At 51.0% G+C, this 23,202-nt stretch carries 21 protein-coding genes; 12 read left to right on the top strand and 9 right to left on the bottom strand.

Annotated features, from left to right (window positions below; all coding sequences use genetic code 11):
* Nucleotides 1-23: 23 nt before the first annotated feature.
* Entirely contained in the window at nt 24-1,937 is a 1,914-nt protein-coding gene (locus B152_RS0118985) for an ABC-F family ATP-binding cassette domain-containing protein (RefSeq protein ID WP_020594029.1), read from the bottom strand.
* 145 nt (nt 1,938-2,082) lie between these two features.
* On the opposite strand from B152_RS0118985, the gene B152_RS0118980 reads away from it, so the two are divergent.
* From B152_RS0118980 to B152_RS0118965, 3 genes are all read left to right on the top strand, one after another.
* Nucleotides 2,083-2,685, top strand: a complete 603-nt coding sequence (locus tag B152_RS0118980) for a DUF1131 family protein (protein ID WP_020594028.1) — start codon at nt 2,083-2,085, stop codon at nt 2,683-2,685.
* 159 nt (nt 2,686-2,844) lie between these two features.
* The gene (gene ndk, locus B152_RS0118975; protein ID WP_020594027.1) at nt 2,845-3,267 is read left to right on the top strand and encodes a nucleoside-diphosphate kinase; all 423 of its coding nucleotides are present in this window, start codon (nt 2,845-2,847) and stop codon (nt 3,265-3,267) included.
* A gap of 285 nt (nt 3,268-3,552) precedes the next feature.
* Nucleotides 3,553-4,674 carry an aminotransferase class V-fold PLP-dependent enzyme gene (locus tag B152_RS0118965; protein WP_020594025.1) on the top strand — a complete coding sequence of 374 codons (1,122 nt, stop codon included), beginning with the start codon at nt 3,553-3,555 and terminating at the stop codon, nt 4,672-4,674.
* 74 nt (nt 4,675-4,748) lie between these two features.
* Here the strand turns inward: B152_RS0118965 and B152_RS26565 are convergent, their stop codons facing one another.
* On the bottom strand, nt 4,749-4,871 hold the full coding sequence (locus B152_RS26565) for a hypothetical protein (RefSeq protein ID WP_269422577.1): 123 nt from the start codon (nt 4,869-4,871) through the stop codon (nt 4,749-4,751).
* Between the two features lie 274 nt (nt 4,872-5,145).
* Between B152_RS26565 and B152_RS0118955 the strand changes: the two genes are divergently transcribed.
* The gene (locus B152_RS0118955) at nt 5,146-6,198 is read left to right on the top strand and encodes a zinc-dependent alcohol dehydrogenase family protein (protein WP_020594023.1); all 1,053 of its coding nucleotides are present in this window, start codon (nt 5,146-5,148) and stop codon (nt 6,196-6,198) included.
* A 44-nt stretch (nt 6,199-6,242) separates the two neighbouring features.
* Here B152_RS0118955 and purN read toward each other — a convergent pair whose 3' ends face one another.
* Nucleotides 6,243-6,887 (bottom strand): phosphoribosylglycinamide formyltransferase, encoded by a 645-nt coding sequence (gene purN, locus B152_RS0118950; protein WP_020594022.1) that lies wholly within the window; start codon nt 6,885-6,887, stop codon nt 6,243-6,245.
* A complete protein-coding gene (gene purM, locus B152_RS0118945; protein WP_020594021.1) occupies nt 6,875-7,945 on the bottom strand; it encodes a phosphoribosylformylglycinamidine cyclo-ligase in 1,071 nt (356 codons plus the stop codon). The genes purN and purM overlap by 13 nt, the downstream gene beginning before the upstream one ends.
* A gap of 225 nt (nt 7,946-8,170) precedes the next feature.
* On the opposite strand from purM, the gene B152_RS0118940 reads away from it, so the two are divergent.
* The 3 genes from B152_RS0118940 (at nt 8,171) to B152_RS0118930 (ending at nt 11,326) form a co-directional block, all read left to right on the top strand.
* A complete protein-coding gene (locus tag B152_RS0118940) occupies nt 8,171-9,397 on the top strand; it encodes a DUF2066 domain-containing protein (RefSeq protein WP_020594020.1) in 1,227 nt (408 codons plus the stop codon).
* Nucleotides 9,398-9,486: 89 nt separating this feature from the next.
* Nucleotides 9,487-10,602, top strand: coding sequence for an AI-2E family transporter (locus B152_RS0118935; protein WP_020594019.1), 1,116 nt, complete (start codon nt 9,487-9,489; stop codon nt 10,600-10,602).
* A 34-nt stretch (nt 10,603-10,636) separates the two neighbouring features.
* Nucleotides 10,637-11,326: an HdaA/DnaA family protein gene (locus B152_RS0118930; RefSeq protein ID WP_020594018.1), complete on the top strand. Its 690-nt coding sequence runs from the start codon at nt 10,637-10,639 to the stop codon at nt 11,324-11,326.
* Between the two features lie 56 nt (nt 11,327-11,382).
* Here B152_RS0118930 and B152_RS25600 read toward each other — a convergent pair whose 3' ends face one another.
* Nucleotides 11,383-11,898 carry a SixA phosphatase family protein gene (locus tag B152_RS25600; protein ID WP_157231180.1) on the bottom strand — a complete coding sequence of 172 codons (516 nt, stop codon included), beginning with the start codon at nt 11,896-11,898 and terminating at the stop codon, nt 11,383-11,385.
* Nucleotides 11,899-12,038: 140 nt separating this feature from the next.
* Here B152_RS25600 and B152_RS0118920 point away from each other — a divergent pair, with 140 nt between their 5' ends.
* Nucleotides 12,039-14,216, top strand: coding sequence for an RNA degradosome polyphosphate kinase (locus B152_RS0118920; RefSeq protein WP_020594016.1), 2,178 nt, complete (start codon nt 12,039-12,041; stop codon nt 14,214-14,216).
* A gap of 40 nt (nt 14,217-14,256) precedes the next feature.
* On the opposite strand, the gene B152_RS24370 is transcribed toward B152_RS0118920, so the two are convergent.
* Nucleotides 14,257-15,342: a M23 family metallopeptidase gene (locus B152_RS24370; protein WP_157231179.1), complete on the bottom strand. Its 1,086-nt coding sequence runs from the start codon at nt 15,340-15,342 to the stop codon at nt 14,257-14,259.
* Nucleotides 15,335-16,486, bottom strand: a complete 1,152-nt coding sequence (gene rnd, locus B152_RS0118910) for a ribonuclease D (RefSeq protein WP_020594014.1) — start codon at nt 16,484-16,486, stop codon at nt 15,335-15,337. The genes B152_RS24370 and rnd overlap by 8 nt, the downstream gene beginning before the upstream one ends.
* Nucleotides 16,487-16,830: 344 nt before the next feature.
* Here rnd and aspS point away from each other — a divergent pair, with 344 nt between their 5' ends.
* Together aspS and B152_RS0118895 are read left to right on the top strand one after the other, a co-directional pair.
* Nucleotides 16,831-18,618, top strand: coding sequence for an aspartate--tRNA ligase (aspS, locus tag B152_RS0118900; protein WP_026261713.1), 1,788 nt, complete (start codon nt 16,831-16,833; stop codon nt 18,616-18,618).
* 241 nt (nt 18,619-18,859) lie between these two features.
* Nucleotides 18,860-19,360 carry a hypothetical protein gene (locus B152_RS0118895; protein ID WP_020594011.1) on the top strand — a complete coding sequence of 167 codons (501 nt, stop codon included), beginning with the start codon at nt 18,860-18,862 and terminating at the stop codon, nt 19,358-19,360.
* A gap of 113 nt (nt 19,361-19,473) precedes the next feature.
* Here the strand turns inward: B152_RS0118895 and B152_RS25595 are convergent, their stop codons facing one another.
* Nucleotides 19,474-20,199 carry a GGDEF domain-containing protein gene (locus tag B152_RS25595; RefSeq protein WP_157231178.1) on the bottom strand — a complete coding sequence of 242 codons (726 nt, stop codon included), beginning with the start codon at nt 20,197-20,199 and terminating at the stop codon, nt 19,474-19,476.
* Nucleotides 20,200-20,641: 442 nt separating this feature from the next.
* On the opposite strand from B152_RS25595, the gene B152_RS0118885 reads away from it, so the two are divergent.
* On the top strand, nt 20,642-21,430 hold the full coding sequence (locus B152_RS0118885; protein WP_157231177.1) for an EipB family protein: 789 nt from the start codon (nt 20,642-20,644) through the stop codon (nt 21,428-21,430).
* 12 nt (nt 21,431-21,442) lie between these two features.
* On the opposite strand, the gene B152_RS0118880 is transcribed toward B152_RS0118885, so the two are convergent.
* Entirely contained in the window at nt 21,443-22,747 is a 1,305-nt protein-coding gene (locus tag B152_RS0118880; RefSeq protein ID WP_020594008.1) for a DNA polymerase IV, read from the bottom strand.
* Between the two features lie 274 nt (nt 22,748-23,021).
* Between B152_RS0118880 and B152_RS24360 the strand changes: the two genes are divergently transcribed.
* Nucleotides 23,022-23,202, top strand: a 181-nt coding sequence (locus B152_RS24360) for a hypothetical protein (protein WP_157231176.1), incomplete at its 3' end; no start/stop codon positions are given.

Genomic DNA, 23,202 nt, shown 5'->3' with positions numbered 1-23,202 from the left:
AGCTTTAGTATCGCTTTTTGGTACTAATTGGTTGCTTCGTATTTTTCCTGGGCGGTCAGCCACTCTTCTTCGGCTTTGGAGAGTTCCTTGTCTAGTTTGCCAATTTCTCTGGTCAGTTCGAGCTGACGGACGTTGCTGCTTTCATAAATAGCCGGGTCAGCAAGTTCGGTTTCAAGCTTCTCTTTTTTAGCCTGAAGTTTTTCAACTTTTTGCTCGGCCATTCGAACCACTTTTTTAAGGTCCCCGCCTGCAGCTCTTGCTTCCGCGGCAGCGCGGCGTTTGTCTTTCTTGCTCATGTTTTTTGAGCGTTCTGCATCAACTGTATCGGCCGTACCGTCATTTCTAGTGCGTGTTTTCTGACGTTCCTGCCGACGTTGTTCGATCAGGAGTTTTTTGTAATCTTCCAGATCACCGTCATAGGCTTTGACGGTGCCTTCACCAACAAGCCAGAAACGATCCGCGGTTAATTCAATAAGATGCGGATCATGTGAAACCAGAACGATTGCGCCTTCAAAACTGTTCATGGCTTGAACCAAGGCTTCGCGTGAGTCGACATCCAGATGGTTGGTTGGTTCATCCATCAGAAGGATGTGAGGAGCGTCACGGGTGGTTAGGGCAAATAGGAGTCGTGCCTTCTCTCCCCCGGAAAGTGCTCCAACTTTGGTCGCAACATGATTGACACCAAAACCAAAACGCCCAAGTTGCGCCCGGACTTTTGACTCCGGGGTGCCTGTTTTCATCAAGCGTGCCATCAGAGTATAAGGTGTGGCCTCGAGGTCCAGCTCTTCTGCCTGATCCTGGGCAAAATAGCCGATTTTCAGCTTGGTGGACTTATAAAAAAGCCCTTCTTGTGCCTCCAGGCGCCCAGCCAAGAGTTTGACCAGCGTGGATTTTCCGTTGCCGTTAGCACCGAGCAAAGCAATCCGGTCTTCCATGTCCAGGCGCAGATTGAGGTTTTTGAGGATCGCTTTGCCTGGTTCATAACCAATGCTGACCTGGTCAAGGTTGATCAAGGGCGGAGCCAGTTCTTTCGGAGACGGAAAATCAAAGGCAAGGGTGCTGTCTTCAGCAACTGCGGCAATGGGTTCCATCCGCTCCAGCATTTTAACACGGGACTGTGCCTGTTTGGCTTTTGAAGCTTTTGCTTTGAAACGATCAATAAAGCTCTGGATATGTTTGCGCTGTTCCTGCTGCTTGGCATGCTGGGCAGCTTGATGATCAAGCCTTTCCCGGCGGACCTGCTCAAACTGGTCATAGTTACCAGTGTAGGAAACCAACTGCTGATTTTCGAGATGGATGATCTTGTTGGCAACGTTATTCAGCAGGGAGCGATCATGCGAAACCAGAAGCAGAGTGCCGGGATAGCTTTTAAGGTAGCTCTCAAGCCAGATGGTTGCTTCCAGATCGAGATGGTTGGTCGGCTCATCAAGCAGAAGGAAATCAGGTTCGGCAAAAAGCAGACTTGCCAAAGCGACACGCATACGCCAGCCTCCCGACAGGGAAGAACAGGGCTGCTGCTGGGCTTCTTCATTAAATCCTAGCCCAGCGAGGATCCTGGCTGCCCGGCTCGGGGCTGTATCAGCATCGATATCTACAAGACGTTCGTGGATCTCTACAATCCGGGTGGGATCCGTTGCGCTTTCGGCTTCCTTTAACAAGGACGCTCTTTCGTGATCTGTTGCCAGAACAGTATCAATCAGGCTGGTGTCTCCGGAAGGAGCTTCCTGGGCAACTTTTCCAACCCTGGTGTTGTTCGGAAAATTGATCTCGCCGGGCTCTGAATGGATTTCGCCAGAGATAATTCTCAAGAGGGTGGTCTTGCCTGTTCCATTGCGGCCAATAAAGCCAACGTTGTCACCTTTGTGAACGGTGGCAGACGCGGCGTCAAAGATTGGCCGACCGACGATACGATAGGAAAGATTGTTAATATGTAACATGGGGACAAGACATCACAGCAGCTATAAGGGGCGCAAAGGGGTTTCTTTAGGGGATATTCCCTAAATTGGCAACGTGGGAAATTGCATTTCTTAATAAGCAGAGGTACTCTCCGCCTGTCAGGAGCCAGGTAAACAGAGTGGATAAATGAAAAGATTAGCTTTCTGTGATCTTGTTAGGGAAGCTGCTCGTGGGCTATTTCAGCAAGCGGGAAGGACAATTACCCTGGGCGCAGCCGGACTGTTGCTGTCGGCCTGCCTGTTTGAAGAAGATTCATCTGTACCCCGTCTTACCGAAGATGGTTTCGGCGCAATTAATCAAGCTAGCAAGTTTGATCTGGGGCATCTGGAGCAGGGAAATCCTGATTTGCGCTTTGTCGAGATGTCGTTTGAGGAAGAAGGCGGCTTCATCACGATTATAGAGGGCTATCGTAATGATAAGCTGCTGATTGAGCTTTTCCCAGATTCTTCAGGCCAAAGAGTCGGCTATTTGCACGCCCTTTCGCCTCTGGTTAAAGGGCCAGACGGAGAACGCATAGGAGAAGGTTTTCCGGATGATGATTTTTCGAGCTGTGTTCCAGGTGATGAACAGTTTAGTGGTATGGTAATTTGTCGCCACAAAAAGAATACCCGTCTTTCGCATCTGTATGAAATTATAGGGAATGACGGACCTGACGGGGTTTTGCCACCAGAAGAATTGACAGACGAAGCCCAGCTGCTCCTGATCATCTGGCGCGCAGATCAGGGATAGTTATTGGGTCGGTTTTGCAAAATCTTAATCTGACCGTTCAGCCGTGCGAGAAAACAAACATAAAGTGTCATCTAAATAGAGTTGCCCCGGGTCTGCTCTGGCTGTATAAGGCCGCCAACGAATTCCATCTTTTGACTATTGTTTAGTAGGAGGCCTGATATGGCTCTTGAACGTACTTTTTCTATCATCAAGCCAGATGCCACAAAACGTAACCTGACCGGGAAGGTTGTTGCCAAGTTTGAAGAAGCCGGTCTTCGGATTGTTGCTTCCAAGCGCATCCACATGACACGCGCACAGGCTGAAGGCTTTTACGCTGTTCACAAAGAACGTCCTTTCTTTGGCGAACTCGTTGACTTCATGATTTCCGAGCCGGTTGTCGTTCAGGTTCTCGAAGGTGAAAATGCTGTTGCCAAGAACCGTGAAGTTATGGGCGCAACAAACCCGGCAGAAGCAGCCGAAGGCACAATCCGTAAAGAATTCGCGCTTTCTATCGGCGAAAACTCAGTACACGGTTCTGATGCACCGGAAACTGCTGCTGAAGAGATCAAATTCTTCTTCACCGATGCCGAAATCGTTGGCTAACAGGTCAGAATTCTGACTTGAAAGAATAGAAAAGAGGAGGCTGCGGCTTCCTCTTTTTTTGTTTGGAAAGGGTTATGAGTGTTCGTGCATAGCTTCTTTGTAATTGTCGGGAGGTACTGTCTCTTCTGCAGGAGTCTCATGGGAATTCCGGATTTATCGTTGGTATAATCCGGACAACTGGCGCATTGTTCTTGCACAGAAATCTCTGTTTCACATTGCTGGCGGATGTTCGTTTTCACGTTGTCGATGCGCCAGTACACTCAATAGCTTCATGACGGGTTTGATATGCTTGATAACATCCGATCGCTCTTTGATATGCCTTCTGAAGTGGCCTATCTCAATTGTGCTGGCCAGTCACCCCAGCTGGAACTTTCCAGATCTGCCGGGATCAATGGCATCGGCATAAAATCCAACCCCTGGAAACTTGATCCAGAGGTCTGGAATCAGGCATCGGATCGTTTGCGGGACCTTTTTGCCAAGCTGACAGGGGCAACAGCGAGCGATATTGCGATTATTCCCTCGACCTCTTATGGCATTGCGACTGCTGCCGCCAATCTCCCGCTGATCAAAGGACAGAATATTGTCGTTCTGGAAGCGCAATTTCCTTCGAATGTTTATGCGTGGGAGAAAATGGCGTCGGAGCGGGGGGCGGAATTATCCGTAGTAAAGCGGCCAGTAAACTATGACTGGACAGCGGCAGTTGTTGCGCAGATTTCCGAAGCAACAGCTATTGCGGCTTTGCCTCCCTGTCACTGGACGGATGGCAGCCTTCTTGATCTGGTTGTCATCGGAGAGCGTTGCCGTGAAGTCGGGGCGGCGCTGGTGGTTGATGCGACCCAGATTGTCGGTGCGATGCCGCTGGATGTGCAAGCGATCAAACCTGACTTTCTGGTCTGTTCCGCTTACAAGTGGCTGCTTTGTCCCTATAGTATGGCCTTTCTCTACGTTGCCCCGAAGTGGCAGTCAGGCAAGGCGATAGAGCACAATCAGTTTAACCATAAACCGCGTGATCCAGTTACCGGGATCGTCAGCCCTAAGGAGGGAGCTGCACGGTTTGATATGGGCGAACGTAACAACTTTGTCTCTCTTTCGATGGCCGTGGCGGCGATGACACAGGTTGTCGCCTGGGGACCCGAGAAAATCCAGGCGGCTCTGCGGCCACTGACTGATCTTGCCGCGCGCCATGCAGAAGATCGTGGGTGGAGAGTTCCGCCTGCGAATAGCCGGACCGGACACATTATCGGGATTACCTTTCGGGAAAAGTTACCTGAAAAGACAGGTGAGAAGCTTGCCCGGAAAAATATATATGTCGGTGAACGGGGCGGTGGATTGAGAATTTCACCCTATCTCTATAATACGTCAGGGGATATCGAAGTATTTTTCAAGGCAATGGATCAGCTGCTCTGATCTCTTATGTCTTATACGAAAACACAAAAGGAGGCTGAAAAGCCTCCTTTTGTGTTCAGGTATCCGGGAGGGACCTAAACCAGTGTTGCTGCCATAAGGGCGAGAATGGCCATGATAATGACGACAGAAACGGCGGAATATTTTGTAAAGCTGTTCCAGCCGCGTTCGCGGTCGCGCGTGAGTTCTTCGTTAGTCATGGTAATGAATTCCTCTAACCCATGATCGTTGATACCTTTGGCCTTGGCCAATTACTCGCAGGGACTTTACTGGGGAGAAGACGTTCTTTCAAGCTTTTCCGGGGGGGTGTGTTTTGTTGCTATCTGTACCGGAACTTCGCCAGCTTTTCCAGAAGATGGGCAGGAAGTGAAATTTGGGCAGTCAGAATTCTTTTCAAAATCCCCTGTTTCTGGATAGGATCCTGTAAGATTTTATATCTTTATCCAGAAACCAGAGTCCGGGAAAATCCAGGCCATGCGCGCAGCTTACTATGAAAAATTCAATGGGGATATCAAGGTAGGCGATCTGCCTGACCCCAAAGTTTCGGATGGCGGGGTGGTGATTGAGGTCAAAGCGAATGGCGTCTGTCGCAGTGACTGGCACGGCTGGGTGGGGCACGATAACGCCATCGCGAGCTTCCCACATGTACCGGGGCACGAGTGCTCGGGGACTATTGTCGGGGTTGGTAAAAATGTCACTCGCTGGCGCAAGGGGGACGAGGTGATCGTGCCCTTCAGCTGTGGTTGTGGGGCCTGCCCCAGTTGCCAGTTGGGCAATGAGCATATTTGTGACAATGACTTTCAGCCGGGCTTTACGGCCTGGGGAGCTTTTGCCCAGTATCTGGCCGTTGACTATGCCGATGTAAATCTGGTGCGACTGCCTGACCAATTGAGCCATGTGACCGCGGCGAGCCTTGGCTGCAGGTTTATGACAGCTTTTCGCGGTGTGGTGAACCGGGGAGGTGTTGCGCCGGAACAGTGGGTCGCAATACACGGCTGTGGTGGTGTTGGTCTGAGTGCTCTGATGATCGCGAAGGCTTTTGGGGCCCGGGTCATTGCAGTGGATATCAACCCCGGCACTTTGCAGCAGGCACAGCAGCTAGGAGCGGACGAGATTGTCAATGCGACAGGTGTGGAGAGTGTTGTCGAGGCGATCATGGACATTACAAAAGGCGGGGCCGCGATCTCGATTGATGCTCTTGGATCGCCGGTGACAGCCTATAATTCCATTGCCTGTCTGGCCAAACGGGGTCGGCATGTCCAGATCGGGCTGGCCGCCGGGGATCACAGGGATATGAAAATTCCGATGAACCTGGTGATTGGCCGGGAACTGGATATCTATGGCAGCCACGGCATGCAGGGGCACAAATACGGTCAGATGCTCGAGATGATTATCGGGGGGGCCTTACAACCGGAGAAGCTGATTGACCGGACAGTCTCGCTGGAAGAAGGCGCACAGATCCTGATGGATATGACGCACAGCTCTCCACAGGGTGTTGTGGTGATTGACCGTTTTCTGGAAGAGTGAAAAATCCAGAAGGCGATCCGATTGAATCCCCTTCTGGATAAAATCTATGGATTGCTGATAAGCAGTGTTTCCGGGGGTGTTGCGGGCAAGGTCAGGATATCGCCTGTGATGGTGGCAGCGCCAGAGGCGATCAGGCGCAGGCATTCCGGATAGAGGCGGTGTTCTGCCAGAAGGACACGTTGTGCGAGAGAGTTTTCGCTATCGCCGGGCAACACGGGAACTGCGGCCTGTCCCACGATGGGGCCGCTGTCCATTTCATGCCGGACAAAATGTACGGTACAGCCGTGGAGCTTGCAGCCTTCATCCAGAGCGCGCTGATGGGTATCAAGGCCCGGGAACAGTGGCAGGAGGGCAGGGTGGATGTTGATCATCCGGTTGTGCCAGTGTTCGACAAACTCCTGGGTCACAAGGCGCATAAATCCGGCGAGGCAGACGAACTCAACTCCCGCGGCTTCCAGCGCAGTGGTGACGGCCCGGTCAAAACTTTGTCGGCCCTGAAAATCCCGATGGTTGATCGTGGCCGTCGGAACCCCGGCATTCTGTGCGCGTTCGAGCCCGGCTGCTCCTGGAACATTGGAGAGAACAAGCACGATTTCTGCGGGGAAGGCAGAATCAGACGCTGCATCAAGCAGCGCCTGAAGATTGCTTCCCCTGCCTGAGATCAGAACGCCAACCTTTAAGCGGGCCACGTTTCTGCAAGCCTTTCGATCTGAACGGATTCCTGTCCTTTGGAACGGGCCTCGATTGTGCCGAGAGAAACCACAGTTTCGCCTTCAGCCTCGAGAATGCCTGTGACGGCTTCCACCTTGTCAGCCGCAACAACCACGGCCATGCCGATACCGCAGTTAAAGGTCCGCATCATTTCCAACGGCGCAATGTTGCCTTCGTTGGCCAGCCACTGGAAAACCTTTGGCACGGGCCAGTTAATGCCGTTGATGGTGACGCCCAGACCCTCGGGGAGGACACGGGGAAGATTTTCGATAAAACCGCCGCCGGTGATGTGGGCCAAAGCCTTGACGCCGTCGCCCTTGGTGCCAAAGGCGCGGATGGCTGCGAGGCAGCTTTTGACGTAGATTTTTGTCGGAACCAGAAGGGCTTCGCCCAAAGTGGCGTCAGGCTGGAAGGGGGCCGTATCGCTATAAGCCAGACCGGAACGTTCCACAATTTTACGGATCAGGGAATAGCCGTTGGAATGGGGGCCGCTGGAGGCAAGGCCAAGAACCACATCGCCGTTTTTCACCAGATCTCCGGTGAGGGCTTCGCCGCGTTCAACCGCGCCGACGGAAAATCCTGCGAGGTCGTAATCGTCGTTGCTGTACATTCCCGGCATTTCTGCTGTCTCGCCACCAATCAGCGCGCAAGAGGACTGGACGCAGCCTTCGGCAATTCCGGCGATGATGTCACGCCCGGCTTCAACGGAGAGCTTGCCTGTGGCGTAGTAGTCGAGGAAAAACAGGGGTTCTCCGCCCTGGACCACCAGATCGTTGACACACATGGCAACCAGATCAATGCCGACAGTATCGTGTTTGTTGGCTTCGATTGCGACCTTCAGCTTGGTGCCGACACCGTCGTTACAGGCGATGAGCAAGGGATCGGTAAAACCGGCTGCACGGGGGTCAAAGAAAGCACCAAATCCACCCAGACCAGACATGGTGCCAGGACGATTCGTGGATTTCGCCAGGGGTTTAATGGCCTCAACCAGAGCATTTCCTGCATCGATATCGACACCGGCATCCTTATAGCTCAATGATCCCGGCTTATTAGGGACGGTACTTATGGCATCCTCCTGTAACTTCGAGTATTAATGTACTCAAGTGTCTGAACCTGATAGTAATCCCGACAAGATCGGGCTTTCGGGTCCCGAGCCTTTTAAAGGGCATGGTTCGGGATTAGTATCAGGTCCGGGCCTCATCTGGCGCAGTTGCGACAGGCTTCATAAATTGGGAAGATACTTTATCCGGGATGGTTTGCAATGCGGTTTCGCCGCTTTTTCTACACAGCAGGTATTCTAGTTTCATTTTTCGCTCTTGCCAGCGGGCTTTTTGCCGGAACAGCTCAGGCTGTTCCCGAGGTCTATACTGTCCGTAATATAACGGTTGATGCCACTGCAAAGTCCGCTACCGATGCCAAAGCCGAGGCTTTAAGTCAGGGATATGAAAAGGCTTTTCAGATTTTGGTCGAGCGCCTGGTGCCTCAATCCGATCTTGGCAAGGTGCCGCGGCTCAGCTCGAAAGATGCTCTGGGATATGTACTGGATATTTCCCTGAGTGAAGAGCGCTCTTCGGCAGTCAGATATATTGCAAAAATGACCGTGCGGTTTAAAGAATCGCAGACTCGGACACTTTTGCGCAACACCGGAGCAGCTTTGGCTGAGACAATCAGCAAGCCTGTACTGGTTCTGCCAATCCAGAACCGGGGGGGCGAATCCCTCTTGTGGGGAGACCGGAACGACTGGCGGACTGCCTGGTCCGGGCTGGAGGACTCAAACGGCCTGGTACCCCTGACACTGCCGCTGGGGGATCTGGAAGATATTTCTCTTGTTGATGCCAGAGGGGCTCTGGGCGGACAACCAGGCTTGTGGGATCTCTCTGCGCGCTATGGCAGCAGTGATGTCCTTATTTCTGTTGCAGAGCTGTCTGAGAATGGAAACAGCGCAAAGGTTTCTGCCGTAAGGGTTGGGCAGTTTGGCGAAGGCCGGACCTATCGTCTTGATGTCAAACGTTCCGAAGCTGAAACTGCCGGACAGATGCTGCAACGCGCGGCTCAGTCTCTGGACCGTATGCTGCAGCAGGACTGGAAGCAGGAAAATCTGCTGCAGTTCGGTGTTGAACGCTGGATACTGGTCCAGGTTCCTATCGACGGGCTTCAGGACTGGGTTCTGATCAACAATCGTCTGCAGGATATTCCCGCGATCAACCGAATGAATACCCGGACATTAAAACGGGATATGGTTAATCTGGATGTTTATTTTGTCGGCGATGAAAGACAGCTGACACTGGCTCTGGCCCAAAAGGACCTGGCTTTGTTGCTTAATGCCCAGAGCTTGTGGGAACTTCGTTTGCTTAACAAACCTGCTGCAAGCCAGACGCTTTCCTTACCAGAGCCAGGGCAAGGGGCAACTGCTCCCGCGCAAAATGAAGCTGTTATTGATGAAATCGTCGTACCGGATTCGGAAATCAATCTGGAAAACACACAGTAACGATAAAGATCTGAAGCCAAGAATATTTGAAGCCAAGAATATCTGACGGTGATCTGAAGGTTTGAGCCGGGTCCTGTATTGGGGGGAATATGACTGCTGAAAAACAACTACGTTTCTGGGTGATCGGGCTGATTGTCTTTTTGATATCAGTTTATTTCCTGCGGTCAGTTCTTTTGCCCTTTGTTGCAGGAATGGCGGTGGCCTATTTTCTGGACCCGCTTTGTGATCGCCTTGAAAAGGTCGGCTTATCCCGGACACTGGCGACGGTCGTCGTGACCTTTTCCTTTCTACTGGTGGTTTTTCTTGCCCTGGTGCTTCTGGTTCCGGTCATTGTGGGACAAATTGCCGACCTGCTGCATAGCCTGCCTGGTTTGCTGGAAGCGGCGCGCGGACAGATTGACAAGTTTCTGTTGATTCTTGAAACCAGAGTTGATCCCGTCAATATGGCCAAGCTTGAAGCGGTTTTCGGGGATGGCCTGAAATCCAGTGCAAAGTGGCTTTCCAGTCTGGCTGCGGGATTACTTGACGGGGGCGTTGCCTTTGCCAACCTGATGTCACTTCTGGTGATTACACCGGTTGTCACCTTTTATCTGCTGCGAGACTGGGACCGGATTGTTGATCAGGTTGACGGGTATATTCCACGGACGAACCTGGAGATCATCCGCAAACTGGCAGGACAGGTTGATACGACGTTGGCCGGATTTATCCGCGGGCAGGGAACCGTGTGCCTCGTCCTCGGAATTTTCTATGCGCTTGGCCTGAGCCTTTCCGGTCTGAAATTTGGACTGGTTTTGGGAATGATCGCAGGGCTGTTGTCTTTCATTCCTTTTGTTGGGGCAGGTATCGGGCTGGTGCTTTCGGTTGGGCTGGCTTTTTTCCAGTTTGACAGCTGGACTCCGGTTATTATTGTTACCGTTGTCTTCTTTGCCGGGCAGTTTCTTGAAGGTAATGTCCTGACACCGAAACTGGTTGGCGAGAAGGTAGGTCTTCACCCTGTTTGGGTGATTTTCGGGCTGCTGGCAGGTGGAGCTCTGTTCGGCTTTGTGGGTATTCTTCTGGCAGTTCCGGTTGCAGCGGTCATTGGCGTTGGGGTCCGTTTTGCCCTCAGTCAATATATGGACAGCACGTATTATTATGGTATCAATCGTCCCGCAGTGATACCGGATGTTACCCCGGATGAATCCGAAACAACCGAAAACACCTGATACCCTGTAACAAAAGTCAAAGATCCTGTTCGTAATGGATAGTTCACAGTTGCCCCTTGACCTTGGTCACCGCCCTGCACTGGGGCGTGAGGATTTCCTTATTGCCCCCTGCAATGAGGTGGCTGTTGCGTGGATTGACCGCTGGCCGGATTGGCCGGGACATGCCATGGGTTTTTACGGGCCATCCGGCTGTGGTAAAACCCATCTGGCCCAGGTATGGCGGGCTGACAGTGCGGCAGTTCTTGTAACGGCTGAGGGACTGGCTGAAATGGATGCCGACGTTCTTTTGGCGGGGCAACGCAACTGTGTCGTTGATGACATTGTCCTGGCCTTGACAGAGTCTTCCGAATTACAACGCCGTCTTTTCCATCTTTATAATTATGTCAGGGAAGAGAAGGGTTATCTTCTTTTTACCGGGCAGGAAGCTCCGGCACGCTGGGCCGTAGGGCTTCCAGATCTGGCATCGCGCCTTGCTGCTGTGCCTGCTTTTGCCCTTGGCTTGCCGGATGATTTTCTCTTTGAAGCTTTACTGGTCAAGCTTTTCTATGATCGCCAGCTGACGATCAGCAAGGAAGTTCTCAGATTTCTGGTGCTGCGGCTTGATCGTTCATTTGAGGCGGCCCGGCAGATTGTCTCAACGCTGGATCAGGCATCCCTGGCATCCCAGCGGGAAATTACCATTCCCTTTATCCGCGGTATTCTGGAAAAGGAAACCCGTGAATAAACTCTGGTGACGGGCGCTGATAAATTGGCAGATTCTTTTGCTTTCGTCAGGATAAACTACTCTCCCGGATAGGAAATCTGCTCAATCCGGGTATTGTTTTGCAGAATATCTGTCCATTCTCTGGCCGTACTTGTGAGCCGGGCCAGGGCTGCTGGAGGCAGCCCGCGGTAAAGTCGGTTGCGGGTTTCTGTATTTAATCCAGACTGGTTTGTTGCTTTGAGAAGAAAGTCACTTAATCCTGGATTGTGCCCGACAAGAAGAACGGAATTGATGTCTTCCGGCAAAGAATGCAAGGTCTTGAGAATTTGTGCCGACGGAGCAAGATAGAGTTGATCTTCCGTCTGGATCGGGAGTTCCGGCATAAGAGTTTCCCGGATGAGAATAGCGGTTTCTCTGGCGCGGTTTGCTGCCGAGACCAAAATCAGGGAAGGAATATCATTATGTACCCTGAGATGCTCACCTAACCATGCTGCCTCTGTTTCCCCTTTTCGAGTGAGTTCCCGGTCAATATCTTCCTGCCCCCGCTGGGCTGAGCGGGTCGAAGCATGGCGGGTTATAAAAATTGTTTTCATATTTTTCATCTTATCAATGGCAAGATTATTAAGTTCCTAGTCTTCTTTGAAGCATACTCTATACTGTACTTCCAGCCAGCAACTTGCAGCGTTTGATATATTGCAGTTGCGATCTGATGAAACATCAATCGGAGAAATTAATGCCCGTCAAGGTTGCTCAGGAAACTTCTAAAGAGAATAGTGCAGAAAACAAGAACTGTGTTTTGTCGATTGCCGAAGATTCTCCCAAACGCTTCATAAATCGTGAACTTTCCTGGATTGCCTTTAACGAGAGGGTTTTGCAGGAGGCGAGTAACCCCTCGCACCCTCTCCTCGAACGGTTGCGTTTCCTGTCAATTTCTTCGGGGAACCTGGATGAATTCTATATGGTTCGTGTTGCCGGCCTATTGGGGCAGGTACAGGCCAATGTAAATACGCACAGCCAGGACGGCCTTACACCGCAAAGACAGTTGAAGGCGATTGACGAGCGGGCGGCAAAGCTGATGCACAGACAGCAGGAAATCTGGTCGGCTCTGAGCAGGGAGTTGCGTGGGGCTAATTTTGACCTTGTCAAAACCACCGAGCTTGATGCCGCTGATTTGCAATGGCTGGATAAATATTTCCAGGATCAGGTTTTTCCCATATTGACCCCGATCGCCATTGATCCGGCTCATCCGTTCCCCTTTATTCCCAATCTGGGGTTTTGCATGGTTCTGGAACTGGAGGATGAAGAAGAAGACAAATTTATCAATGGTCTGATTCCAATGCCATCACAGCTCGACCGGTTTGTTCGCCTGCCGGGAGACCACCATCGTTTTATCAGGCTTGAGCAAATTATCCGTTTGCATCTCTCCTATCTTTTCCCGGGATTCGAGGTGAAAAGTGTCGGGCATTTCCGTTTGTTGCGCGATAGCGATATTGAAGTCGAAGAAGAAGCCGAGGATCTTGTGCGGGTTTTTGAAAGCGCTTTGAAGCGCCGTCGGAGGGGGAGCTGTATTCGTCTTTCGATTGATGCTGCCATGTCAAAAAATCTGCGATCTTTTGTGACCCGAGAGTTGGATGTCGATCGGGACAGGGTTTTTGTTCTGAAGGGCCTGCTGGGGTTGGTGGATACCAAACGACTGATTGTTAAAGATCGCCCGGATCTGGTGTTCCCACCCTATACACCGCGTTTTCCCGAACGTATTCGCGAGTTCGGGGGGGACTGTTTTGCTGCGATCCGGGAGAAAGATCTGCTGGTTCATCACCCCTATGAAAGTTTTGATGTTGTTGTTCAATTCGTTCGTCAGGCTGCCAGTGATCCGGCTGTGGTATCGATTAAACAGACACTTTATCGGACCAGTGAAGATTCTCCGATCGTCAAGGCTTTGATCGAAGCGGCGGAAAGAGGAAAGTCAGTCACGGCATTGGTCGAGTTGAAGGCCCGCTTTGATGAGGAAAGGAATATCCGCTGGGCGCGAAACATGGAACGGGCCGGTGTGCAGGTCATCTATGGTTTTATTCAGCTGAAAACCCATGCAAAGCTGTCGCTGGTGGTGCGTCGGGAAGGCAAGAATCTGCGTTCCTATGTGCATTATGGAACGGGTAACTATCACCCGATTACAGCAAAGATCTATACTGATCTTTCCTTTTTTAGTTGTGATCCGGCACTTTGTCGGGATACAGCCAAGTTGTTCAATTTTATCACCGGATATGCGAAGCCCCGGCCAATGGAAAAGGTGGTCTATGCCCCGCTTACCTTCCGAGAGAGGTTGTTGAGCTATATTGACCGGGAAACGGAACTGGCCAAGGAAGGGAAGCCTGCCACGATCTGGGCCAAGATGAATGCTTTGGTTGATCGTCAGGTGATTGATCACCTTTATCTGGCATCCCAGGCTGGTGTCTCGATTGAACTGGTTGTTCGTGGTATCTGCTGTTTGCGTCCGGGGGTGCCCGGTTTGTCCGAAAACATACGGGTTAAAAGTGTCGTGGGCCGCTTTCTTGAACATGGGCGGATTGTTGTCTTCGGCGATGGGCATGAAGTTCCGTCGCGGCAAAACAAGGTTTTCATTTCTTCAGCTGACTGGATGCCGCGAAATCTTGATCGTCGGGTCGAAAGCTTTGTCCCGATCGAGAACCCCACGGTCCATCAGCAGGTTCTGGAACAGGTCATGATTGCGACCCTGAATGACAGTGCCCAGTCCTGGGAACTGAAGGCAAATGGAAGCTATGAAAGAGAGCCCCGTGTTGAAGATGGTTTCTCTGCTCACAATTTCTTTATGACCAACCCTTCTCTTTCAGGTCGGGGATCCGCCATCAAGGGCACATCCGAGGCACCACAGTTAAAGCTGCACAAATAGTATGGGTCTATAATTATTCCGGAGAGTGGCGCAAAGCGGGCTATTCGTCCGGAGGCCGGGTGAAAATGCTCGGCTGTGGTAAAATTTCCATTGTATCATCAATGTTGATAATAACGTCCGGTGTATCCTGTTTTCCCGGACGGCGCAGTTTGTAGTTTATGTGATAGACCCCTGTCGGCAGAGGGATATTCCGGCTGTAGAAAAAACCGCGCAGGCCCTGGACTGAGCTGATCTTGATGCTGTCGCTTTTCTGATAGGTATCTCCATCGGGCAAACGGACCCGGAATTCTTCCTGATCTCCCTTGCGGATACCCCAGAGATTGACCCAGAAGTAGAATTCATTTGTGCCAGGGGGGTATTGGTTGATTTCCACATTTCCGGTTTCAAGCTCTTCATATCTGGGGAAGTGATCGGAAAATCCGGTTTTGAAAACACCGCCAGATTTATAGCCCAACTTGGCATTGGCATCTGCTGACCAGTAGGAGCGTCCTTCCGCAGCGGCTTCGCAGCCTTCCTTGCCCTCTAACCCTGTAAAGGGGTCGATATTGGTGCCTTTGTAGGACAGATGAAAATGCAGATGTGGGAAACTGGTTGAGCCGGAGAGCCCTACGAGCCCGAGCAAGGCCCCCTGTGAGACTTCTTGTCCGGCTTTGACAATAACACTGCCCTGGCGCATGTGCCCGTAATGGGTACGCCAGCCATCCCCGTGGTTTATCACAACTGAATTACTTGGCTTGGGCGCCAGTCCGCGAGACAAGCGAATTTCATCCTGGCTAAAAGCCCTGTCAGGTACACCGTCTTTGGTGAGTTCAACTTTTCCTTTGGCGGCGGCAATAACCGGAAAGCCCTTTTCCATCCACTGGGGGGAGCTAACCCTGATATCGATCCCCTGATGGCCATTATAGGTTAGAATACCGCAGGTATGATCCAGGGCTTCCGGGCCGGGGTCGTAGTCAAAGTAATGCTGGATAAAGCAGTCTTTGGAGGTGTCGCAAACGACAGGAAAATTGATCAGGGGAGGCAAGGGAACTGCTTCTTCAGCGTGAACTGTCCCTGATAATAATAAGGGCAACCCGGCTAAAAAAAAGGAACCAAGCCGGAAACGACCCGGCTTCCGGTTACCCAAGATCCTCCACAACAAGCTTTCCATCCTTGATGCTCAGTGCAACGAGCCCTTGTTTCAGGCGCAGAGCTTTTTCGCCAAAAACTTCACGCCGCCACCCAGAAAGTGCTGGCACATCTGCAGTGTCATCAGAAGCAATCAGCTCCAGATCACTGCCGTTAGCGATCAGTTTTTGAGCCACATCATATTCATCACAACATTGTTTCAGAAGGACTTTGAGAAGGTCAACAATTGCAGCCAGGCCATTGTTGTGCGGGGGTCGTTCTTTTGGTGCCGGGCAGTCTGCTTTTGGCAGTTGCATGGCAATCTCGATCGCAGCAAGGATTTCGCGCCCGAGACGGCCATCGGCCATATCAGGAGAAACACCCCGTGTCTTCGCGAGATCCTTTGCCGTCGTTGGCCGGTTCGAGGCGATGTCGTAAAGCTGCTCATCCTTGATGACCCGGCTGCGCGGCGTATTTCGGCGCTGGGCTTCTCTTTCCCGCCAGGCGGCGAGTTCTTTAAGGATGGCCAGATAGCGGCGGTCATTTGATCTGGTTTTCAGTCTCAGCCAGGAACGGTCTGGGTCCTGTTGATAGGTCTGGGGGTTTTCAAGAATTGCCATCTCCTCGCGTAGCCAGTGTTCCCGGCCACTTTTATCTATCTGTTCCCGAAGCTTGGCATAAATATCACGCAGATGTGTGACATCCGAAAGCGCATAGGAAATCTGTTTCGGCGTTAAGGGGCGGCGGGACCAATCGGCAAAGCGGGCTGATTTGTCGATCTCCTGATTGATCAGCTGGCGGGCCAGATTATCGTAGCCGATTGAGTCGCCAAAACCACAAACCATTGCTGCAAGCTGGGTATCAAACAAAGGCTGAGGCACTTCATCCATCAGGAGATAGAAAATCTCGAGATCCTGTCGGGCAGAATGAAAAACCTTCAACACAGCGGAGTTTCGCATCAGATCGTACAGAGGTTCAAGCTCTATGTCCGGTGCAAGAACATCAACCGCGGCAAAGTGGTTTGCATCGGCAAGTTGTACCAGACAGAGCTTCGGCCAGTAGGTCTGGTCGCGAAGAAACTCTGTGTCTACTGTAATGACTTCGGATTTTGCAAGTTCCTTGCAGAGGTCCGAAAGTTCTTGGCTGGATGTAATCAGGGTCATGGGCCCGACTATACTTGGCTGTTTCCTGCTTAGAAAGGGCAATGTTGAAAAGCCTCGATTCCAGTTCGATTTTTCAGGTCCTGAGGTTTTTGTGGCTGTTTATTGTCTTTTTTTGTTGCGCTTTATCTCAAAGGTGCCAGCCAATACCTTGACAAAAGCCGCTGTGAATGCCTTTTTCCAACGGAAATATTCAGGCTTTGTCAAAGACGCCGAATCAGCTGCCGAAATCCTGTGTTGAACAGGGGCCTTTCTCTCTTGGGGAAGATGGTTACTCTGCAACTGAAGGAAATCTGGTCGATCCCTGTTTCTGCTTTAATACCGAAGCTAATGCCAAAGGAAATATCATGCATCCTTATCGTTCCCATAACTGTGCAGCACTGCGCCTTTCAGACAAGGGCCAGCAGGTACGTCTTTCCGGTTGGGTTCACCGCAAGCGCGATCACGGACAGCTTCTTTTTGTGGATCTGCGCGACAGTTTCGGTATCACCCAGTGTGTCGTCGATGTATCCAGCCCGCTATTCCTGGAACTGGAAGGTACACGTGTTGAATCTGTGATTACAATCACGGGTGAAGTTGTTGCCCGAACCGCAGAGACTGTAAACCCGACATTGCCGACCGGCGAAATTGAAATCCGGGCCCAGGAGCTGACCATTCAGTCCCGGGCCGATGTTTTGCCGCTACAGGTAAACTCTGATGAAGATGCGGGTGAAGAAACCCGTTTGCGCTATCGGTATCTGGACTTGCGTCGCGAGAAGATGGTCAAGAAACTGAAGCTGCGTTCGAACGTGATTGCATCGCTGCGTCGCCGGATGATCGAGCAGAATTTTCAGGAAATCCAGACCCCCATTCTTACCGCATCCAGCCCTGAAGGGGCGCGGGACTTTCTGGTGCCAAGTCGTATCCATCCTGGCAAGTTCTATGCCTTGCCGCAGGCTCCGCAGATGTTCAAGCAGCTGTTGATGGTCGGTGGTGTTGACCGTTATTTCCAGATTGCACCCTGTTTCCGTGATGAGGACAGCCGTGCCGATCGCTCTCCGGGTGAATTTTACCAGCTCGATTTTGAAATGAGCTATGTGACACAGGACGACGTTTTTAACGCGATTGAGCCGGTGTTGCATGATGTGTTCGAAGAATTTGCCGATGGCCGCAAAGTAACACCTTATCCTTTCGTTCGTATTCCCTATGCAGAATCAATGGCGAAGTATGGATCTGACAAACCTGATCTGCGTAACCCGATCATCATCAGCGATGTGACAGAAGCTTTCCGCGGTTCCGGTTTTGGTATCTTTGCCCGTTCTGTTGAAGCTGGTTCGGTTGTTCGTGCGGTCCNCGCGCCGGGTGCTGCGGCGAACCCACGCAGTTTCTTTGACAAGCTGAACGACTGGGCGCGCAAAGAAGGTGCTGCCGGGCTGGGCTATATCATCTTTGACAAGGATGGTGTGCCGAAAGGACCGATTGCCAAAAACCTGGATGATGAACGTCTGGCCCAGATCAAGGAACTGGCTGGCCTCAACAATGGCGATGCTGTTTTCTTCACCTGTGACAAGGAACTGGCGGCAGCGAAATTTGCCGGTCAGGTCCGGATCAAGCTTGGCAATGATCTGGATCTTCTGGAGAAAGACATCTTCAAGTTCTGCTGGATTGTGGACTTTCCGATGTTCGAGCTGGACGAGGAAAACGGCAAGATCGATTTCAGTCACAACCCCTTCTCAATGCCCCAGGGCGGGATGGAAGCTCTGGAAAATCAGGATCCGCTCACAATCAATGCCTATCAGTATGACATTGTCTGTAACGGGATCGAGCTTTCCTCGGGTGCTATTCGTAACCACCGTCCCGACATCATGTACAAGGCCTTTGAAGTGGCTGGCTACAGCAACAAGGACGTTGAAGAGAGCTTTGGCGGCATGCTGTCAGCGTTCAAGTTTGGCGCCCCTCCGCATGGTGGTTCCGCGCCGGGTGTTGACCGTATGGTCATGATGCTGGCAGACGAGCCGAATATTCGCGAGGTTATTGCCTTCCCGATGAACGGCAAGGCTGAAGATCCCTTGATGCAGGCACCGGCAGAGATTGATCCTGCCCGGCTGCGTGAACTGCATATCAAGCTGGACCTGCCGCTCGAAGAGAAAAAATAACAGCTTTCCAGTCGCGTTTGCCCGGACGGGTTTCTGTGAAAAGGAAAGTGTGCTGTTTGTCAAAATGCCCTGGCCTCTGTGCCAGGGCATTTTGACTCGCAGGGGTTGGGAAGGGGTGAGGGTTTTACCTCCCGGAGTCGAAATTTGGGACAAATTCTAACTTTAACCATGTTTAAGGTTGCGCTGAATCCGAAAATGACTCATGATTCTCAAATGTTTAGTTTGTTCTGGGGGGAACAGAATGCGTCGATTTTCCGTAGCCGCAGCTCTGGCTTTTACCTTGTCAGGTTGCGCTTTGCCTCCGGCAATTGGGGTTGCATCAATTGCTGTTGATGTCGCAAGTTATTTCTTTAGTGGAAAGACACTGACAGACCACGGGATATCTGCCGTGGCCCAGCAGGACTGTGCCCTTATTCGGATCATGGAGGGGGATCTCTGTGACGAATACAGTGATTTTGAAACGGCGGAGGTCACGCTGGAACCACTTTCTCCGGCAGATGAAGTCGAAATCGCTGCCCTGTCTGATTTTGATACCTCTATTCACTACTTTGCAGAAGATGCGCAAAAGGGTGCTGCCGATCCGGCTGTATCTTCTTCCTATGCACAGGATATAGAGGAGATAGATAACAAGACGGATCACCTCTACCAGGAACAGGTTATTTCAGATGCCTTTGCTGTCGAGCTGTTTGGCGGCGCGGATTATCTGGCTGACAGAGTGCAGCCGCTGAGCTTTGCCAAATAATATCATTTCTGAATAAACCAGCTGTTCTTTTATCTTTGCTTCAATAAAGAAGCCCTGACGTATAAATCAGGGCTTTTTTATTGAGGTTTTTATCTTTCTTGTATCGGAGAGATTCATTCTTTTGTAAGGGTAGTGCCCTTGTTCCGGTACATCGAGCGATCAGCCATGTGGAGCAAATGCGAGGAGGTACTGCTTGCTGTATAGGTCTCGTGACCCACGCTGACCGAGACTGGAATTTTATGCTGGCCCCAATCCACAATCAGACGATTGAGCATTTTACTTAGTTTGCCAATGACAGGCTGTACCTGTCCGGCCGGTGTGTTGGTCATCAATACAGCAAACTCATCACCGCTAAGCCGGGCAATATAATCACTTTTGCGACAGTGTTTAACCAGTGTGTGGGCGGTTTTTTTCAAAACACAGTCTCCGGCTAGATGGCCGTAGGTGTCATTTATGGATTTGAAATAATCCATGTCACAAATGACCAGAACGCCTTGTTCCGATGTTCTGGCGGCCCGGTTGAGCGTGCGGTCGAGTTCACGTTGAAAGCCGCGTCGGTTCAGCAGGCCGGTTAATTCGTCGGTAATGGAAAGGGTCTCAAGAAACCTGATCCGTTCCTGCTGTTCTGACAGTGTCTGTTCGGCAAGAGCCGCGGCTTCAAGCAATTCCAGAACCTGCTGGTCTGAAATGCGTTTGTTGTCGTTGGGGCGTGAATAAGCAATGCGCCTGAGCCGGAACATAAGGTTCTCTCTGTCCGAAGAGCGCTGGGCATTGTCGGCGTTATCGAATGCTGCAGCGTTGAGTGCCTCAAAGCTGCTGAATGCTTCTGTATAGCTCACGTTTACCACCATTGCTGTTCACGTAACATACCGGGATTATGCAAATTGGGTGCCATATAGCGGGCTGGATTTAATGGTTTGTTTTATATTGATTATTTTTTGTAAGGTGGTGCGGAAAGTCACAGCGTTTCCAGATTTTTTTACAAAAGGGGCGCAAACTGCAGGGTGGCAGGCAATAATTGCATGTGCCTTTCAAGCAGGAGCTCGCATCAGCCGTATGCTCAGGGAGAAGGAAAGATCGCACTGATTTGGCGGGATGTACGCGGGGGGTGATAAAACATGCGTCAGGAGCGGAAAAATAACTGAAGAAATTCTCTTCTGTGTTATGAAAAGATACCTATGGTTAATTTCTGTTAAAAAAGTGAAGTTCTTGATGGTCACTGTTCCAAGGTTTTCGAAGATCTGTGTTTGGGAGGGAAGCAGGCTGCTGATCCCTTTGTTTATGTTTGTTGGGTTTATGTTTGCCGAAGGTCCGGGGCTCGTAACGGCAGCAGAAGCAAGCGGACTGCAATCTTCTTTCTTGCCGCATAAAGCTGTATATGATCTGCGTCTGCAGTCTTCGGATCAGGGCCAGGTCAGCAATATGAACGGATTTATCCGCTATGACTGGAGCGGTGACTGCAAGGGCTGGCTGACCAAAAATGAGCTCGAGATGAGCGTTGGTTATGCTGATGGGGGAATTCATGACTTCGCGCTGGGTTTCAGTACCTGGGAATCACGCGATGGCACACTCTTTCGTTTTGCTGTCCATGAAACCGGCGCCGACGCTGTTCAAAACAGTTTTGTCGGCAAGGCTATGCGCCAAGGGGAAGGCGCGGGGGTAAGGATTGAGCTGTCTCAACCGGAAGTTTCTCAGAAGGAGCTTGGCGCCGCAATTTTTCCCACTGAATTTCTGTCCGAGATTATTGTGGCTGCGAAGGAGGGAAAAAACACCCTGTTCCTTCCTGTCTTTGATGGCACAGGTGATCTTGAGGTCTTTAATGTTTCGGTTGCGATTGTGCCGGCAGAGAATACAGCGGACCGTTCTCCAGAACTTTTGAACAGCCGTTCCTGGCGAGTCTTTCTGGCTTACTATGAACAGCTCGGTGACAATACACTGCCCATTCAGGAGCAGTCCCTGCTGCTGTATGAAAACGGTGTTGTAACAGAGATCCTGCTGGATTTCGGAGAGTTTAGCGTGTCTGGTGAAATGATCCGGTTTGAAGAAATCCCGACAGCTGTCTGTGAGTAGCAGTGAATAAAATCAATCACTCTCGGGCTCTGATCCGGAAGGTCGCTTCCTGAAAGACCGGCCTTTGATGATGCTTTCCCGGCCAAGTTTGTTTCTGACGGCATCAAGAGCCTTTTCAATCTTTTTTCGTTTCTCTTTTGCCGGATCAAGCAGGTCGGGAGGGTCGGCGAATTCTGCAGAAACCAGATCGCTGCCGCCCACGCCAAGGAGCCGGAATTTCTGGCCGTTACAGAGCTCTTTGAGAAGTGGCAGGGTGGTCTGGTATAGTTCTTCTGCAAGCTGGGTCGGACTGAAACATTTCCGGCTGCGGGAGATCTGCCTAAAGTCCGAGGTCTTGAGTTTCAGATTGATCGTTGATGCTGCGTAGTTCTTTTTTTTCATACTGGTGGAAACATTTTCACATAGAGACCAGAGGATATCAGCAAGGGCCTGGAAGTCACCGAGATCGTCGTTGAAGGTTGTTTCATTTGAGATGCTTTTTGTCAGGGAGGTCGCTGTCACGCTTCGACCGTCTTCGCCGCGGGCAAAAGAGAAAAGGCGTTTCCCGATTACACCATATTTCAAAATCAGCTCCTCTTCGGTAAGGGGAAGAAGATCCTTGATTTGTCGCAAGCCATCCCTGTGGAGCTGTTGTTCAAGACTTTTGCCGACACCCCAGATCATGCGAAGGGGTTGTTCGTGCAAAAATTCCCGGGTGTTGCTTTTTCCCAGTACAGAAAAACCACGGGGTTTGTCTAGATCGGAAGCAATCTTCGCCATGGATTTGTTGTAACTCAGGCCGATAGAGGCCGAAATGCCGATCTGGGTCTCGATATTTTTGGCCAGTTTAACCAGTGTGATTGCGGCATACTGGCCATGCAGCTTTTCTGTTCCCGAAAGGTCAAGAAAAGCTTCGTCAATCGAGAGGGGTTCGACAAGCGGGGTAAGGTCTTGCATCATCGCCCGCACCTTGAGGCCAGTTTCGCGGTATTTCGATAGATCAGGACGGATGACAACGGCCTTGGGACAGGCTTTTAGGGCCTTATACATGGGCATTGCCGAGCGAACACCGTAGAGGCGCGCAAGATAACAGGCTGTGGAGACAACACCCCGTTTCCCGCCGCCGATGATAAGAGGTTTGTCGCGCAGTTCCGGATTGTCACGTTTCTCGACACTGGCGAAAAATGCATCGCAATCGAGATGTGCAAGGGTGAGGTCTGCAAGTTCTGAATGGATAATCAGACGTGGAGAATTGCAGCGGGAACAGCGTTTGGGGCGGTGTTCCTTGGCAGGTGTTTCATCAAGCCAATAATAACAATCTCGGCAAAGAACAGGCATCCAGAATCATTCTCGATAATGTTCTCTTTTTATATCCTTTTTGTTCTTGTTTTGGCAAGCTGCTATTGCAAAAGAGAAGGAGGGAATTTTTGCTGAAAAAATTACAAAACCGTGCTGAATTACACAGAAAAACTTGTATTTAAGTCCTTAAAAAACGTTAGAAAAAAATACCTTTTTATTAAAAAGCAAATTATTTGCGTTACCTTATGTTAACTAGAGACCTCAGCAAAACTCTGACCTTTCCCTAGACTGATTGATTAAGTATTTTTTGGCTATGAAACAAAGCTTCAAAACACAACCCGCCCTTTTCGCGACACATGAGCTTTTGGACCACCCAGCGCTGAACGCGCTTGAGGGTATAGAAGGTTTGATCAACTGGAACGCGCTGGAGCCGTTGTTACCGCAAGGCGAGGGTCGGACTGGTCGCCCGGGCTATGCGGCGATGACATTGTTTC

Origin of the sequence: Kiloniella laminariae DSM 19542 (assembly GCF_000374005.1) — a bacterium.
Classification (GTDB): domain Bacteria; phylum Pseudomonadota; class Alphaproteobacteria; order Kiloniellales; family Kiloniellaceae; genus Kiloniella; species Kiloniella laminariae.
This window is presented reverse-complemented; position numbering and strand designations above follow the sequence as displayed.

Bases quoted from the DNA above. Each gene is read 5' to 3' on its own strand.
- B152_RS0118940 (WP_020594020.1), top strand. From the start codon at position 8,171: ATGCGGTTTCGCCGCTTTTTCTACACAGCAGGTATTCTAGTTTCATTT.
- B152_RS0118880 (WP_020594008.1), bottom strand. From the start codon at position 22,747: ATGCCTGTTCTTTGCCGAGATTGTTATTATTGGCTTGATGAAACACCT.
- B152_RS0118895 (WP_020594011.1), top strand. From the start codon at position 18,860: ATGCGTCGATTTTCCGTAGCCGCAGCTCTGGCTTTTACCTTGTCAGGT.
- rnd (WP_020594014.1), bottom strand. From the start codon at position 16,486: ATGACCCTGATTACATCCAGCCAAGAACTTTCGGACCTCTGCAAGGAA.
- B152_RS0118985 (WP_020594029.1), bottom strand. From the start codon at position 1,937: ATGTTACATATTAACAATCTTTCCTATCGTATCGTCGGTCGGCCAATC.
- B152_RS0118930 (WP_020594018.1), top strand. From the start codon at position 10,637: ATGGATAGTTCACAGTTGCCCCTTGACCTTGGTCACCGCCCTGCACTG.
- B152_RS0118955 (WP_020594023.1), top strand. From the start codon at position 5,146: ATGCGCGCAGCTTACTATGAAAAATTCAATGGGGATATCAAGGTAGGC.
- B152_RS0118885 (WP_157231177.1), top strand. From the start codon at position 20,642: ATGTTTGTTGGGTTTATGTTTGCCGAAGGTCCGGGGCTCGTAACGGCA.
- ndk (WP_020594027.1), top strand. From the start codon at position 2,845: ATGGCTCTTGAACGTACTTTTTCTATCATCAAGCCAGATGCCACAAAA.
- B152_RS25600 (WP_157231180.1), bottom strand. From the start codon at position 11,898: ATGAAAACAATTTTTATAACCCGCCATGCTTCGACCCGCTCAGCCCAG.
- B152_RS0118965 (WP_020594025.1), top strand. From the start codon at position 3,553: ATGCTTGATAACATCCGATCGCTCTTTGATATGCCTTCTGAAGTGGCC.
- B152_RS0118935 (WP_020594019.1), top strand. From the start codon at position 9,487: ATGACTGCTGAAAAACAACTACGTTTCTGGGTGATCGGGCTGATTGTC.
- B152_RS0118980 (WP_020594028.1), top strand. From the start codon at position 2,083: ATGAAAAGATTAGCTTTCTGTGATCTTGTTAGGGAAGCTGCTCGTGGG.
- B152_RS0118920 (WP_020594016.1), top strand. From the start codon at position 12,039: ATGCCCGTCAAGGTTGCTCAGGAAACTTCTAAAGAGAATAGTGCAGAA.
- B152_RS26565 (WP_269422577.1), bottom strand. From the start codon at position 4,871: ATGACTAACGAAGAACTCACGCGCGACCGCGAACGCGGCTGGAACAGC.